Here is a 13,698-nt window from a genome sequence, read left to right on the forward strand (position 1 = left end):
AGCACTGATGGCAAACAACAATTTCAAGGCGTTTGCGGCGGCTGCCGGCGCGAACGTGATGACGCAGGCCGACTACGAGGCCCTGGCTGCGCTGCTCACCGGCTTCCAGAGCGGCACCGCGCAGTCGCAGCAACTCAACAAGGTGTGGCGCCAAAGCTCGATCATGGCGGCCGTGCTTGCGCAGTTCATTGTCGATCTGACCGGGCAGGATGCGATCGACGACGGCACGACGGCGACGCTGCTGGCGAACCTGAAGATGGCGGTGCAGGCGCAGTCTGTGGCGGTGGTCGGCCAGGCGCGCAATGTCAGCATGTCGGTCACGGCTGGGTCGAGTACTGCTACGCTCACTGCCGACGAGATCGTCGTTGGCGCGGCGCTTGGCGGAAAGAAGTATGTGCTCGGCGCATTCAGTAAGACGATCAACCTCGCGGCGACTGGCGCTGGCGGCATGGACACCGGCAGCGCTCCAGCATCCGGATTCGTCGCGTTGTATGCCATTTACAACCCGACTACTGGCACAAGCGCGCTGCTTGCGACAAATGCGACAAGCACTGTTGCGCCGAGTGTGTATGGCGGCGCGAACATGCCATCTGGATACACGGCGAGCGCACTGGTCAGTGTATGGGCAACCACATCCGGGTCACTCCTGGCAATAGGATTGCAAAACGATCGCGCAGTCTCGATTTTCGTGCAATCAGCGTTGAATAGCTCGACACAGCAGCCGACGATGACGGCACTTAACATTGCTGCCATTGTCCCGAAGAACGCAAGAAGCATCTCGGGTGTCCTGCACATCGGCTCGACTGCCGCAAGTTCTGGATTCATCAACGTAGCATCTAGCAGCAATTCGGTCGGGCAGCAGAATCTTGGAACCTACGTTTCGCAAACAACTGTGCCGATCGAATCACCGTTTTCCAATCTGCAAATCATCACGCCACAGACGATGTACTACGTTGCCACAACGGCATCTGGGACGATGTCAGCGGTCATCTATATTTCAGGGTATTCATTCTGATATGAGCGTACAAATAAACATTCAATTCTCAGATTCCACTGAAACAAAGATCGCCGGTTACTTTGCGAGTCCCCAATCTGACGACTCATACACGAACCTTGGCACGATCTCTTCATCGGATGCCAGATGGAGCATCTTCTATGAGGGCCAGCTTGCGACGGTACAAGTAAGCTTGCCTTCGCCGACGACAGATTGAAAATTAGGGGGCGCGGCCGAATGTTTCGGCCATGGCTTGGGAGAATAGCTGCGCAGATCGCACACTGGTCCTGCTGCCCTGACTGATAACGGGGTCACCCTTGCGCGGCTCGGGCATGAACCACGCCATTGCCAGACCGCCCCACACTTCGGGGTGACCACCTGACACGCTATGTTCGATTATCTGGCCCGGTACAAAATCTAATTCGATCCACTGCACGTACGGATTCGATGACCAGTGCGCGGAAAGCATCCCATTGCGACATCCGGGATTGCCGCTGTCGTGCATCAGCATGATCATCGGCTCTCGCGGGTGATATTTCAGGACCCGCTCAATGTCCGATTTCACACCAGCTTCTGAGTGATCGGCGTCGATGAGCACATAGTTCAATGGAAGATTGAGAGATTCAAGTCGAGCGAGTGCATCGGGGATGCTTTCGGCAGATGGTGCGATGAGGATTTCGGCATTGGGCGGCACCTCGAACCGGTTCGGCACATCCGGGTCAATGTCAATTGCAAGGATACGATCACAAAACGGGGCGGCGAGCGTCAGGCTACCGCCGTGATAGACCCCAACCTCAAGCGCACCCTTCGGTTTCATTCTGCTAAGAATACCGGTCAGAGCAATTTTCTCGGACCAGTTCATCTGCCAGTTGGCTTGTGTCACACCGGGGAACAGCTTCTCGTCGAAGGTCATGGGGTCTCTCGGCATTTTGTTCAAATCCGCACAAGTTTAGCACTGGCGGATGACTCGACTCCCAGCTCCCTATTGGAGTGACTGAATCAGCAACCGTAACTGTTGTGCTTCGCGATGTCCCTTGATTGTATAGAGCGCCTGATTGGGGTGAACGCAGTCCGGCAGCATCGATTTCCAGTCCGGCAATGACTTGATGTAGTCGTACTGCTGAATGAGCAGGACATCGTATTGCTGCGCGACCGTGCGCATGACGCCCACATACGAGTCAAGCATCGATCCCGGGCCTCTGCAGACCGGATTCGGTTCCTCGAGAACGGGCACGGCACCGGCGCCGCGGATCGCGGCCACGATTCCCACCAGCGCCTGCTGATAGTCGTCTGTCGTTTCGCGACCAGCATCGTTGATGCCGTAGTTGACGATGACGATGTTCGGCCGGATAGAGGCGAGGCGCGTCGCGAGCGGTGCGGAAAATGGCGTGAGCCCGTTCGCGGATTCTGGGGCCGTCATTCCCCCGATGCCGTTATTCGTGACCGTGATCTGGCCGCCGAGCGATTGCGCGAGCTCTACCTGCATGATGGTCGGCGCGGGCTGCGCGACGGGGGTCATCTGGCCGGGCGAGGTCATCGACCAGCCGTACATCGTCGAATCGCCTTCTGCATCGATCAGTACGGGTTTCTTCTCGCGGGCCGTAGGAGTGGGATGCGCGGCATCGTCGGATGCGCCGCCTCCGCCGCCTCCGCATGCGCTCATCGAGGCGGCCAAGCAGCCCAGCATCATCGCTACGGCTGCTGATCTCCATCGGCCGCCTCCGCGACGTGCGCGCCGAACTGCGCCATCTTCGCGAGGACGCGTGTGAATTCGTCCTCCGTGAGAGCGAGCTTGGCCGCAGCCACGAATGCCATGTGCGGACTCAGTTCGCGCGGGGACTGCCCCCCTGTGTACTTCCGCCACTGATGGTCGCCGGCCAGCCAGAAAAGGTCTGCCATCTGCTTGCCCGTCATCTGCAACTCGTGCTTCAACGTCGCGAGGTCGCGCGTGCTGGGCGGTGTGTACGTGATCGGCATGGGACTTTGCGCGCACTGCGCGCGTGCGAAAAGTGAGTTTCACGGTCGTTTCCTTTCGGGATGTCGGGCGGCGCTGGATGCGCTACCGCTACGAAGCAATTTAGACCCAATGGGTCTATTCGTCAAGGGGAATTTACCGCCACAGCGAGCGGTTGTTCATTTTGGGTGCGTTGACGCCGAGATTGCCGGCCGGACTGCACTGAGTGCGGCCGGATCTTGTCTCCAGTCACGCTCTAGCGGCCGCGATCATGTCCGCGACCATAGCCTTGTTGCTTGCTGCAATGCCGGAAAAATCGGTTGCGGGATCGTCGGACAGTCGGATCGTGTTGACGTGTTCGAGCTCGGCCGTCGCCGCGTCGAGCTCTCCGTTGTCAAACAGGCATTTCGCTCGTGCCGTACGAATGACCTGTTGAGCCGACGGTGATTCATGCGCAATGCAGTAGTCGATTAGACGTAGTTTCTCCGAAAGCGGCAGGTTCGCGAGCTTCACGCTCGCTTCTGCCTCGGAAATGGGCGCCACGCACCGGAAGATCGCGCTGCTTCCATATACCGTCTCGATGTGCTCAAATCGATCGGCGAAATAGGCCATTGTGATATGCGCCCAGTATTCATTGAAATGAATCCAGTCCTGCTGAACGACGATCGACTGACCAGGTACGAGTTGATGAAACATTTTGCTGACGACGTGGTGATTCAGGTCCCACGTTTTGGCGAGATCGATGAATAGCACTTCGATGTCGCCGCCGTTCCAGTCCAGGGTCAGAAAATCGCCGGGGCACGGTGAGATTATGTCCAGGTGCTCTTTGTTGAGCATCAGCCAGTCGGGAAACGCAGATCCAGTCGTAACAGACAGTTCGGTGTTCGTGAACCACTCATAGCCCTGGCGCAGCCATAGGTCGTAACTGAAGACCTTGCTTTGGCCGGTCCAGTTCGGATTCTTCTTGGCCCCGGCTGCGAGAGCTAAAGTACTAAGGCCGTTGTAAGGCCCGAGGTCAATGAGGGCTCCCTTGCCGGTCCAATGATCCTTGGCCAGCCCGTAAAGCAGGGCGATTTCAAATTCGTGCAGCATGGACCGCACACCAATGTCGCCAGTCGAAGGAGAACAGATAAACTCCTGAGGGGACACCTCGTAGAAAGGAACTTGCGTAGACGGATTCAAAATCTTCGAATATTCCCTCCAGAAACCCGGTGCCGTGGTGTTCTTGTGCGCCATTGACTTTTGTAATGCCGTGAACATGTCTCGCCCCCGCTTTGTTATTGACGGTGGCTGAGTGTATATCACTCGGCCGAAAGAGAATTGACATAGACCATTTTTACCAACATATCAGCCGCCCGCGAGGCGGCTTTTTCATTTCGGGGAATTGATGAAGAGTGATCTCGCGACGAGCGCTGCGAAGGTGGCGCCTGCAGTAGGTAGCAATTTCTGGCTGTGGCTGACCGGCCACGACATCAACTGGTGGGTAGCCGTCGCGACGATCGCGTATATCGGGCTGCAGGCGTACTACCTGGTCAAAAACAAGGGAAAGAGGGCATTACTCGATGGCTAACGTACCGAAGAAGACACTGGCGGGTGTTGTGGGGGCTGCTGCGGCAGCCCTTCTTTTTTCCATGGTCCCGAAGTTCGAGGGGCTCGAACTCGTCGCGCGGCCGGACCCGATCGGGATCATCACGGCTTGCAATGGCGATACGAAGGACGTGCGCGCCGGACAACGCTTCACGCCCGAGGAATGCCGCGCGCGCCTCGAGCAGCGGCTGATCGAGCACGCCGAGCCGGTGCTGAAATGCACGCCGGGTCTAAAGGGGCACACGTACCAGCTCGCGGCCGCGGTGAGCTTCGCCTACAACGTCGGCACGGGCGCGTACTGCGGCAGCACGTCGGCGAAGCGGTTCAACGCCGGCGACTGGAAGGGCGCGTGCCGCGCGCTGAACGAAGCGGACAACGGACGGCCGCAGTGGGTGACGGCCGGCGGCCGCGTGCTGCCCGGTCTTGTGGAACGGCGTGCGATCGAGCGCGCAACTTGCGAGCGCGGCCTATGACGACCTCGAAAACCCACGAAACGCGGCGGACGCTCGCCGAGGACGTCTTCTATCCTGACCACGAGCCGCGCACCGAGTCACCCACGTTCCGCGCGAGCAAACGCGCGATGAAGGCGGCCGGCGGCTACGTCTGCGCGGTGTGTGGCGACGACCAGGCGGTCGAGTCGCATCACCGGTTTTTCGAGTGGGCGTTCTCGCACGCGATCGACTGGAAGTGGATCCGCGAGGTCGCGATCAACAAGTGCGACACGATGTTCAGTCACAAGCTACGGCGAATCGTGCCGATCCCGCTCCAGCACCCGATCTGGGACGTGATCAAGCTGACGCAGGGCTTCGACTGGGAGGCTTTCGATCCGGCTCGGCCCGAGGCGTTCGTCGACTCGACCTACAACCAACTGCTGCTGTGCGCGCCCCACCATCGGGGCAAGGATCACGGCCGGCACGAGGAAAGCGACCCGGTCTGGAGCGTGCAGGCGTTCCTGCTGCCGGGCTTCGTCTACTCGCCGGATGAGCTGAAGCAGCTTCACGCGAAGGAGCCGAAATGATCTTCCTGAAATTTGCATGGGCGTACCTGCTGGCCGCGCTGCTCGGTGCGGCGGCCGGTGCCGGCGTCGAGCATCTGATCGGCGCCCGCCAGCTCGCCGACGAGCAGGCCGCGCGCGCGGCGGATGCGCAGCGGCACGCCAGCGATCTGACCTCGATCTCGCAGGCGGCACTCGCCGCGGAGCAGCGCGCGATCGCCGCCCACGACGCAGCTGCCTCGCAGGTGGCGGCCGTCGACGCACAACTCACGAAGGAGCGAACCGATCATGAAACCGAAAATCGCAGCCTGCGCGCTGCTCTTGCCGCTGGCACTGACCGGCTGCGCGTCGCCGTCCGGAACTGTACTACAGCCGGTTCCGACGGTCTGCCCGGAACTTCCGGCGCCGCCGGCGTGGGCGATGGTGCCGCCGCCGTCGCAGACCTCGACCCAGCGGTTGCGGAGCGCGTTTTCGGGGTCGCCGGCGACGACCAGCGCGAAATCGACAAACTGAAGGCGGTTCAGGGTTGGGTGTGTGCGGTGCGGCCGGCAACGCCGGGATGTTAGTTCAGACGCCTAGCCCGCTGTCATTGCCCCAGCACGTATTGGAGCGGTGCTTCGACCGCGAGGGACCCACCCATACTGCCAGCGAAGTGCAGGCAACAGATCAAGGCCCAAAGCGCCGCTGGACTGCCCGGGGTGCTAATGCCGAGAAAATTGCTCGTGCTGCAGAACATCAACGAATCGACGGCGAGGATTCCGTCGATTATTCCGGGTCTCAACTTCGACTTCATCGTGTCGAGTGATTTCCATCCTTTGAATCCAACGACGAAAAATGGTATGTATGGCGGGGCTGTTGGGCCGAAGGAGATACCACTGCCGAACTGCCGTTTGAGGGCTGAGAGCTTGCTCGCTGTTGCTTCGACCTCGCTCCATTGACTCGATAAATCTGACTTTACTTCGATGACAGCAGAAATCCCTTCGGCCAAGTAGAGGCGAGTCTTCTCCGATCCAACAATCGGCAAGCTCGGCACGAACGGATATTCGATGACTACGTCCAATTGACCACTTCTGTTCCCCGCCTGGTCAGTTGCGTCACCAGTACCGAAGCGAAAATGCGACGGCAACACCTGCGACAGAAAGCTATCGATGAAGGTCTGGCGCTCAAGTCCTTTAGTGTTGGAAGATAGGCTAATGTTGGATTCATACGCTCCAACAAGCATTTTGTGGATACCGATTAACCGGCTTATGACGTGTTGATTCAATTCGCGCCCCGTTCTCTTCTTTTATGAACGTCGAGTCTAACCGATCTTTCGAGGTTGACGTCTGAGGTATCTCGGCGCACCAGCTTTGCGTGATCAGCTCGCGGGGCCATCATCCAACTCGTCCGGTCCACAATAGCTGGCACCTGGAATTTCGATCGGCTCGATGTAGAACCCGCGCGCCGTCAGGTCCATCTTCGCGTCGCTGAACGAGTCAAAAATGTCGTATCCGCATTCGACGTACGTGATCGTGGAATCGAATTTGAGATCGTCGATATTGCGCTTCCATGTGAGCGGCAAGTCGGTCGAGTGCCCCGGATCGAAGTGGCCGACGCACAGGTACGGCGGACGAACGCCGCGAGGCGGCTGCGCCGAGCGTAGTACGAGCTCAACGTGAGCGACGACATGGTGTTCCGGGATGCGGTCGGCGTAACGCAGCAGGTACGCCCGTAGCGAGTGGCCGTCCTTCCGGTCTTGCGCCGCGGCGAAGCCGAACCAGTCGTCGTCGGAATCGCTGAATTCTTCCTGAATCGTGCGCATGTCGATCTCCAGTGCGACGAGCGTCCAGAATGCCACAGGTGCGTCGCTACCTCAGACGCGCCCGGCGCAGCTCCTCGCGAAGCAAGTGATAGAGCTTTCGAAACGGCCCAAACGGACCGTCCAGATCGCCGCGGTTCGACGTCATGCGGTCGGTCGTTTCCCACCAGTCCATGACCTTCTCAAGAGATTTTCGCAGCGTCACGATCTCGAGGATCAGGCGCCGGACCTCAGAATCGCGGTTGGTGCGCCAGAGCTCGCGCAGTTCCGATTCGGTCGGGGCAATGAAGTCCGGCATCGGCACGTGGCGGCAGTACTGCTCCTTGAGCGGCACCACATTTCGATTGACCCTTGTCTCGTCCAGCGCGCGGACGTCTGACTCGTCAAGGAACTGCCCGGTCATAGACTGAAATTCAGTGCGCGTGACGGGGAGGTGCGTGCGCCGGCGCTCCCCGGATTCGAGATCCGTGTACTCCCAGATGTAGGCCCAGCGCGGTTTCATGATGCGATGCGGTGCTGTATAAATATACAGTGTATCGCGGGGTAAGATGGGGCCGTCAAGGTCGAAAATTGGGGACGGCGATGTGTACAAACTACCGGGCGCCGCACGAGGATTTTGAGCTCCGTGAGTTGAGGATCGAGCCGTTCAGTGACCTGTACCGACGTTTCCCTTGGAAGCCTGAGATCTACCCCGACTATCTGGCGCCGATCGTCGCAAACGTCGACGGGACGCTCAAGCCGTTGGCGGCTGGCTTCGGCTTCTGGCCGCGAGCGCTGCAGAAGGCCAACATCGACAAAGCGAAGGAACAGGGCCGGAAGCCGCCGATCATGCGCAGCACGATGAACGTGCGCGACGATAACCTCGGAAAGTCACCTTTATACGGACCGGCATGGCGCGCCGGGCGGCGCTGCCTGATCCCGGCCGACTGGATCTATGAACCGTGCTACGAGACTGGGAAGAACGTGTGGCACCGGATCGGACTGGCCGATTGGCGAACAATGTGTGTCGCCGGCATCTGGCGGACGCTGCAGGGCCATGACGGCGCCGAGCATCACACGATGTCGATGATCACTGTCAACGGTGAGGGGCATCCGATCTTCTCGAGAATGCACAAACCGGATGATGAGAAGCGGGCCGTGGTGATCTTGCATCCGGACGACTGGGAGGAGTGGTTGACGACGCCGAACGCTGAGGCGGCGCGCGCAATGCTGCAGATCTATCCGGCCGACGAGATGATTGCCGAGACAGTGAGGTGAATTTCGCATTGCCCGCGCTTATCTCTAGATTTGCATGGCAGATTACGCTATCGGTAGTTTAGAAAACTATGCCGGCAAACTTGCGGTGCAGGATAAAATTTTTTGCAACTCTTTATTATATGGAAAGGTATTTTGTTTGATAAATCTAAGCTACGGTTTGGTGATTGATCCAACCAAAACGTATTTCATGGCCGTAGTTTGAGTGCCCGGCGAGACAGAGGAGTATGAATATTTCATCTTGAAGTGAGATGGGCGAGTTTGCCCTGCAGGTGGGGCGGGGCAATCTTTGGGTGAATTTGCTGCTTGAATATCAAGAAAATCTCCGTCAACCAGATCGACGCCGGGGAAAACGCTCACCCTTCCGTTAGGGTCCGAAAAACTTGGAGCATCCACCCAACCAGCCGCGACCGTGCCATCTGTCGATAGTACGCTGCACAGCGCATTTTGAGTCGTATAGTGTTTAACTCCACGTTCTGGTGACGGGGCAACGCTCATTGGATTGGGTTTGGGATGCGTAAGCTTGTATTCGGTCGCGATACTTGTTGCTGCGTCCGCTAAAACGATGGACGGTGAGCCCGTGCTAAAAAAGACTAGCCACCCTCGACCAACGACTGCTTCCGCAAATGCTCGATCGTTTGCGTTCATCACTGTGTGAGCGGTAACGGAACATCCGGGGCATGACGATTTAATTACAAGCGCACCAACGGATTGTGAAATTTCATGAATATTGCCGTGGACAACACCCCCGGCGAGACTTAGGATGTCTGGGAGCGGATCAACAGCATGAACCACAGTGTCACCCGTTGGCATACACCAACATGCGGTAAATACACACGACTCATATTGACCATCTGGGCATGCCATTGCCGTTCGGGGGATCGAAGCGGTGAGCCCAATAATTAGCGAAAGAGCAATTATTCGAAGCGCGTTGAGCAAATTCTTCGTCATGGTTGGTTCCTTCGTTTGTATTTTTTGGGTATCTATGAAACGGATCACGCATATGACGAAATAGTATGCAAAACATTCGTAAATTCAAGGGGCGCAAGCAGACTTCGTAGCGTCCAGCGAGAGTCATGCAACTAGCGGGAGCTCCGATCATCGTGAGCGCCAACGTGCTGTCACGCTGCTCTTGGCCGACGAAAACGGGGCAGAGGCCGTGCCGTCGCCGGAAAAATGACGGTGAATTTTCTGGAAGATGGGTCGACTGTCCGTTGCTGGACGCGGCATCCAAGAATCCCTAGATTCCAATGTTATTTGGTAAGTTATTGATTATTAACGAAAATGGCTCAGGATTGTGATTCCTGTCGTCGTGGGTTCGAGTCCCATCAGCCACCCCAACGAATGTATAAACAAAACAGGCGCTTAGGCGCCTGTTTTGCTTTGCGGGGGACAACTCGGGGACAATAGCGTCGATTCGAGCCTCGCCATCTCTAGAGCGTTCTGCTCGCCATCCATCCATTTCGCGTACGTTGTCAGGAACATCTCGATGCTGTGCCCGAGCTGTTTCGCGCAAAAGGCTGGAGTCATTCCGGCCATCAGCATTGCCGTCGCGTAGCTATGCCGCATGTTGTACGGCCGCCGGTAGCGAATTCCGAGTCGTTTCAGAATGGGCGTCCAGAAGCTTCGCCGGAACGCTCGTTCGTCCTCCCATCGCGCGCCGTAACGCGGATCGTGAAAAATCGAGGCGCCGGAGATCTGGGTAAATGATCGCTGACGTGTCAACGCGGCAAGTGCCCGGCTGTTGAGACGAACTGTGCGGGCAACTGCCGTTTCCGTTCGGTCCTTGTGCTCGCCGCGTACGAGCGCTTCTGCAACCAGGATCGTCCCGCTCTGCAAATCCACGTTCAGCCACTGCAGGCCGAAAATCTCGGACGCACGTAGACCGGTCCAGAACCAGAATTCGATGAGGTTGTGGACTTGCTCGGGGTATGCGCGTTCGGCCTCACCGATGACTCTTTCCGACTCGTCGCGGGAAAATGGATCGGGTGGGGCTTCTGACCTGCCTGATTTCTTCGGGCTATTTCAAGCTTGAGGAACTGCCTCGTGAGCGGCCCCCAGTAAACAGTGCCATGATGTAAGCGAGTTTTCGGCGGACTTTTTCAGTATGAAAGGAGCCGTACGATGAAACGCAAGCGCTTCCGTGTCGAGCATATTGTGGCGGTGTTGAAACAGGCCGAAGCAGGCATGCAGGGAGCAGGCAACTCGCTCGGATTCGGTCGGGCTGATAACGCTCTTTCTACCAGCGGAGCCCAGTCATTCAATTCTTGGTTCAGCTAGATTCCGTTGATATCGCCGCAACAGTTGTACTATAAATTCAATGGAAGTCCTGGAGCGGTTTCGTTATTTATGAAATTGTCCGGATATTCGATATAACGAGAATCGCATGCCAACCACATTAAACGTTAAATTTTCAGATTCGATAAAATCGACAATTGTCGCGTACTTCGCCAGCCCTCAATATTCATCGATATATACCAACCTTGGTACTGTCTCGACTGCTGATGCAATGTGGAAATCCTTTTGCGATGCGGCTGGTGGTGCGGAATCTGACATACCTGCACCGACGGCATCATGAGATCGCTATCCATGCCAATCCGAGGCTATCGCGTAGAATGCGGTGTTTGGGAAAACGGCTGCTGATAGACATGGATATAACCGGCATCGAAGCAAATTCATTGCGGCGACGGACGCGAGCAGAGGAGTCAGTCTCCCGGCTCCACTTCGCCTTTTTGGGCTTTGCAATCGCAGCGGGGGCCATAGCTTGGCTCGTGGCATCGTTGTATCGGTCGCATGCCGGGGTTCATGCAGTCGATGCTTCCATTCTGTTACCCGTCTATCGAGCGGACCTGGCACCCAAGCCTGTCGAGCGATTCACGTTCTTATTGCTGGTATCTACAATACCGATCTCCGCGTTTCTTTTCGTGCTGCTGGGATGTGGATGCCGGTTCCGGCGGTCGTCGGTTGCGCTATCGACGACAGTTGTCGCAGCCGTTGCGGCAGCGTTCCTTGTGCCATTTGCTCGGTTCGGATTCGACAGTTCCCTGTTGACAGGAGTGGTTCCGACTGGCGAGCACCCGCTTCTTCTGCTGTTTGGTGCAGTTGTGGTTGCTGTGCTGGTATGTGCTATTCCGGTTGACGCGCGGGCGCGCAACGCGAGGCGATCAGCATCATTGATCGCATTGGTGCTGTTTGTCGCAAGCGTCGGGCTCCAACTAGTCGCATGGCGTATCCTAAATGTGAACTCGATCACCGAAAACCCAACGTGGTCGACGAGCGTGGACGCAGTCATTTATTCCGTGAGCCAAGTGGTTGGCGGTCGTACGCTTCTCGCTGATCTTCCATCTCAATATGGGCTCTTTCCCGAGTTCGTCGGCCCTCTCTTTCGGCTCGTAGGACTGTCGGTATTTACCTTCTCCGTATTATTTGCAGCGATGCAGGTCGCATCTTTAGCTGCCGTGTACTCAGTTGCGCAGCGATTGCTTCGCCATCCGTTGTTCAAAATCGGATTCGGCATTGCACTTGTGATGGTCACGTATGAGACGTGCCTGTTCATGGTTGGCATTCGGGAACAGTACTTTCAATATTGGCCTATTCGTTTTTTTTGGCCAGCGCTTTCCCTGCTCGCATTTTACAGATATGCACACATGCCGACTCTGCGACGTGCAGTCTTAATGTCCCTGATCGGCGCGGTTGCTAGTCTATGGAATGCCGATTCGGGGCTGATGGTGGAGGCGGCCTTCGGAGTATTCCTGGTTGCGAAGTGGGCAGCCTTGTTTTCGCGCGATAAAGAAGGTTCGCGTGTTGAACGCCGTGCGATCGTACTAAAGGTGTGGCTGCATCTTGCGATCTTTGCGATTGCGATCGCTGTCATGGCGTTATACCTATGGACAAAGGCAGATAGGCCGCTGCAGTTGACGTGGCTCGTCGACTACCAGAAGTTGTTCTACGGGCTTGGTTTCATGATGCTGCCCTTGCCGCTCAGCGCAAGTCCGTGGATGGCCGTGTTGGGCGTCTACTTGTTGGGCGTTCTTTCTGCTGCTTCGAGTTGGCGGAAATCACCGCGGAACCGATCGGCCGATGTGTTGCTCTACACATGCCTGCTTGGGACAGGACTCTTCGTTTACTACGAGGGGAGGTCTCACATTCTCAATCTCATCACGGTATCGTGGCCTGCGTTATTGGCGGCGTCGCTGATGTCGGATCGGGCAATTCGCGCGACGGCCGCCGGAATATTGAATCGCTCATTTCTGGCGCCTGCGGCTATCTCGGGGGGGGTGATGCTACTTTGTTGCGTGGCTTTCATTCGAGGTATACCGATGCTCGCAGATTCGGCGAGGTCTGCAATTGTCGAAACGTCTGTGCCGGCATCGCCAGTTGTTCATGACGAAATCGAATTCATCTCAATGCACACGCGAGAGGGTGAGGCGTGCGTCATCCTTTCCAGGCGTCAAGGGCTTTACTATGCCTCGCTTCATTTGGTTTCACCGCTGATCGGCCCTGGAAATGCGGAGACGCTGACAGTCCGTGATCGAGATTCGATGATCACTCAGTTGAGGGGCAACAAATTCGCTTGTGTGTTTGTGGGACAGAGGGGCAGCGCACCAGATCTGGGTATAGACATTTCAAGCGATCTGCCGTCGTACCGCGTTGTGAGGTCGAACGCGCTTCAAACGATGGTTCAACTGGCGCCGAAATAGCCCGGCGGTTCATTGGAAGACAGAAGCCGCCTTCAGGTGGTTCTTTCGTTTACGGGGAATCGATGGAGAACGATTTCGCGGTAAGTGCGGCGAAAGCTGCGCCGGCAGTGGGAAGCAACTTTGGGTTGTGGCTGACGGGACACGACATCAACTGGTGGGTATAGCACTGCTTCTTTTCGTGTCTGCGACGTCGCCGGCGCCGATCGCAAAACCGTCAACGGACCAGGACGCAGATGTGCGTCGCTCTTCGTTGGCGTTTCGCATGACAACATGCTCACCCAATTCGCGAGGAACCTGTCCGCATTTTTGTGGGCGAGGCGGTTGAACAACGCGTTATCCACGCGCCTGGGTGAATCGTTCACCGAACAGGATAGCAAACTGGTTCATTGCTGATTTCCAGTCGAACGCTGCCCGCAC

16 protein-coding genes and 1 pseudogene are annotated in these 13,698 nt (G+C 57.2%); 8 read left to right on the plus strand and 9 right to left on the minus strand.

What is annotated here, in order from left to right; all coding sequences use genetic code 11:
- Nucleotides 1-7 precede the first annotated feature (7 nt).
- Entirely contained in the window at nt 8-1,015 is a 1,008-nt protein-coding gene (locus tag GD429_RS27500; protein WP_193727212.1) for a hypothetical protein, read from the plus strand.
- 199 nt (nt 1,016-1,214) lie between these two features.
- Here the strand turns inward: GD429_RS27500 and GD429_RS27505 are convergent, their stop codons facing one another.
- The 4 genes from GD429_RS27505 to GD429_RS27520 form a co-directional block, all read right to left on the minus strand.
- A complete protein-coding gene (locus GD429_RS27505) occupies nt 1,215-1,907 on the minus strand; it encodes a class I SAM-dependent methyltransferase (protein ID WP_193727213.1) in 693 nt (230 codons plus the stop codon).
- Nucleotides 1,908-1,976: 69 nt separating this feature from the next.
- Nucleotides 1,977-2,684: an SGNH/GDSL hydrolase family protein gene (locus tag GD429_RS27510; protein ID WP_152861650.1), complete on the minus strand. Its 708-nt coding sequence runs from the start codon at nt 2,682-2,684 to the stop codon at nt 1,977-1,979.
- Nucleotides 2,685-2,686: 2 nt separating this feature from the next.
- A complete protein-coding gene (locus tag GD429_RS27515) occupies nt 2,687-2,971 on the minus strand; it encodes a transcriptional regulator (RefSeq protein ID WP_089436529.1) in 285 nt (94 codons plus the stop codon).
- Between the two features lie 226 nt (nt 2,972-3,197).
- On the minus strand, nt 3,198-4,184 hold the full coding sequence (locus GD429_RS27520; RefSeq protein WP_152861652.1) for a hypothetical protein: 987 nt from the start codon (nt 4,182-4,184) through the stop codon (nt 3,198-3,200).
- A gap of 151 nt (nt 4,185-4,335) precedes the next feature.
- Here GD429_RS27520 and GD429_RS27525 point away from each other — a divergent pair, with 151 nt between their 5' ends.
- Genes GD429_RS27525 through GD429_RS27540 form a run of 4 tightly spaced genes read left to right on the plus strand, consistent with a single transcriptional unit; the run spans nt 4,336 to nt 6,095 of the window.
- The gene (locus tag GD429_RS27525; protein WP_152861654.1) at nt 4,336-4,518 is read left to right on the plus strand and encodes a hypothetical protein; all 183 of its coding nucleotides are present in this window, start codon (nt 4,336-4,338) and stop codon (nt 4,516-4,518) included.
- On the plus strand, nt 4,511-5,008 hold the full coding sequence (locus tag GD429_RS27530; RefSeq protein WP_152861656.1) for a lysozyme: 498 nt from the start codon (nt 4,511-4,513) through the stop codon (nt 5,006-5,008). Before GD429_RS27525 ends, GD429_RS27530 begins: the two co-directional genes overlap by 8 nt.
- Nucleotides 5,005-5,553: a hypothetical protein gene (locus GD429_RS27535; protein WP_152861658.1), complete on the plus strand. Its 549-nt coding sequence runs from the start codon at nt 5,005-5,007 to the stop codon at nt 5,551-5,553. Before GD429_RS27530 ends, GD429_RS27535 begins: the two co-directional genes overlap by 4 nt.
- Nucleotides 5,550-6,095, plus strand: coding sequence for a lysis system i-spanin subunit Rz (locus tag GD429_RS27540; protein WP_152861660.1), 546 nt, complete (start codon nt 5,550-5,552; stop codon nt 6,093-6,095). The genes GD429_RS27535 and GD429_RS27540 overlap by 4 nt, the downstream gene beginning before the upstream one ends.
- 20 nt (nt 6,096-6,115) lie before the next feature.
- Here GD429_RS27540 and GD429_RS27545 read toward each other — a convergent pair whose 3' ends face one another.
- The 3 genes from GD429_RS27545 to GD429_RS41300 all read right to left on the minus strand — a co-directional run bounded on the left by GD429_RS27545 (nt 6,116) and on the right by GD429_RS41300 (nt 7,829).
- Nucleotides 6,116-6,793 (minus strand): DUF6602 domain-containing protein, encoded by a 678-nt coding sequence (locus GD429_RS27545; protein WP_152861662.1) that lies wholly within the window; start codon nt 6,791-6,793, stop codon nt 6,116-6,118.
- 93 nt (nt 6,794-6,886) lie between these two features.
- Nucleotides 6,887-7,330 (minus strand): hypothetical protein, encoded by a 444-nt coding sequence (locus GD429_RS27550; protein WP_152861664.1) that lies wholly within the window; start codon nt 7,328-7,330, stop codon nt 6,887-6,889.
- A 46-nt stretch (nt 7,331-7,376) separates the two neighbouring features.
- Nucleotides 7,377-7,829 (minus strand): hypothetical protein, encoded by a 453-nt coding sequence (locus GD429_RS41300; RefSeq protein WP_227791764.1) that lies wholly within the window; start codon nt 7,827-7,829, stop codon nt 7,377-7,379.
- An 80-nt stretch (nt 7,830-7,909) separates the two neighbouring features.
- On the opposite strand from GD429_RS41300, the gene GD429_RS27560 reads away from it, so the two are divergent.
- Entirely contained in the window at nt 7,910-8,584 is a 675-nt protein-coding gene (locus GD429_RS27560; RefSeq protein ID WP_152861666.1) for an SOS response-associated peptidase family protein, read from the plus strand.
- Nucleotides 8,585-8,734: 150 nt separating this feature from the next.
- Here the strand turns inward: GD429_RS27560 and GD429_RS27565 are convergent, their stop codons facing one another.
- Together GD429_RS27565 and GD429_RS27570 are read right to left on the minus strand one after the other, a co-directional pair.
- Nucleotides 8,735-9,532, minus strand: coding sequence for a hypothetical protein (locus tag GD429_RS27565; protein ID WP_152861668.1), 798 nt, complete (start codon nt 9,530-9,532; stop codon nt 8,735-8,737).
- Between the two features lie 414 nt (nt 9,533-9,946).
- A pseudogene (locus GD429_RS27570) lies at nt 9,947-10,576 on the minus strand (site-specific integrase); the annotation flags it as partial.
- A gap of 129 nt (nt 10,577-10,705) precedes the next feature.
- On the opposite strand from GD429_RS27570, the gene GD429_RS40695 reads away from it, so the two are divergent.
- Together GD429_RS40695 and GD429_RS27575 are read left to right on the plus strand one after the other, a co-directional pair.
- Nucleotides 10,706-10,861 carry a hypothetical protein gene (locus GD429_RS40695; protein WP_193727214.1) on the plus strand — a complete coding sequence of 52 codons (156 nt, stop codon included), beginning with the start codon at nt 10,706-10,708 and terminating at the stop codon, nt 10,859-10,861.
- 344 nt (nt 10,862-11,205) lie between these two features.
- Entirely contained in the window at nt 11,206-13,281 is a 2,076-nt protein-coding gene (locus tag GD429_RS27575; RefSeq protein ID WP_193727215.1) for a hypothetical protein, read from the plus strand.
- Nucleotides 13,282-13,698 lie beyond the last annotated feature (417 nt).

The organism is Burkholderia sp. BE17 (genome assembly GCF_009362305.1).
Taxonomy (GTDB): domain Bacteria; phylum Pseudomonadota; class Gammaproteobacteria; order Burkholderiales; family Burkholderiaceae; genus Burkholderia; species Burkholderia pyrrocinia_C.

Excerpts from the sequence above, each read along its gene's own strand:
- GD429_RS41300 (WP_227791764.1), bottom strand. The coding sequence starts at position 7,829 with ATGAAACCGCGCTGGGCCTACATCTGGGAGTACACGGATCTCGAATCC.
- GD429_RS27535 (WP_152861658.1), top strand. The coding sequence starts at position 5,005 with ATGACGACCTCGAAAACCCACGAAACGCGGCGGACGCTCGCCGAGGAC.
- GD429_RS27500 (WP_193727212.1), top strand. The coding sequence starts at position 8 with ATGGCAAACAACAATTTCAAGGCGTTTGCGGCGGCTGCCGGCGCGAAC.
- GD429_RS27560 (WP_152861666.1), top strand. The coding sequence starts at position 7,910 with ATGTGTACAAACTACCGGGCGCCGCACGAGGATTTTGAGCTCCGTGAG.
- GD429_RS27530 (WP_152861656.1), top strand. The coding sequence starts at position 4,511 with ATGGCTAACGTACCGAAGAAGACACTGGCGGGTGTTGTGGGGGCTGCT.
- GD429_RS27525 (WP_152861654.1), top strand. The coding sequence starts at position 4,336 with ATGAAGAGTGATCTCGCGACGAGCGCTGCGAAGGTGGCGCCTGCAGTA.
- GD429_RS27565 (WP_152861668.1), bottom strand. The coding sequence starts at position 9,532 with ATGACGAAGAATTTGCTCAACGCGCTTCGAATAATTGCTCTTTCGCTA.
- GD429_RS27505 (WP_193727213.1), bottom strand. The coding sequence starts at position 1,907 with ATGACCTTCGACGAGAAGCTGTTCCCCGGTGTGACACAAGCCAACTGG.
- GD429_RS27540 (WP_152861660.1), top strand. The coding sequence starts at position 5,550 with ATGATCTTCCTGAAATTTGCATGGGCGTACCTGCTGGCCGCGCTGCTC.
- GD429_RS27515 (WP_089436529.1), bottom strand. The coding sequence starts at position 2,971 with ATGCCGATCACGTACACACCGCCCAGCACGCGCGACCTCGCGACGTTG.
- GD429_RS27550 (WP_152861664.1), bottom strand. The coding sequence starts at position 7,330 with ATGCGCACGATTCAGGAAGAATTCAGCGATTCCGACGACGACTGGTTC.
- GD429_RS27520 (WP_152861652.1), bottom strand. The coding sequence starts at position 4,184 with ATGGCGCACAAGAACACCACGGCACCGGGTTTCTGGAGGGAATATTCG.
- GD429_RS27510 (WP_152861650.1), bottom strand. The coding sequence starts at position 2,684 with ATGATGCTGGGCTGCTTGGCCGCCTCGATGAGCGCATGCGGAGGCGGC.
- GD429_RS40695 (WP_193727214.1), top strand. The coding sequence starts at position 10,706 with ATGAAACGCAAGCGCTTCCGTGTCGAGCATATTGTGGCGGTGTTGAAA.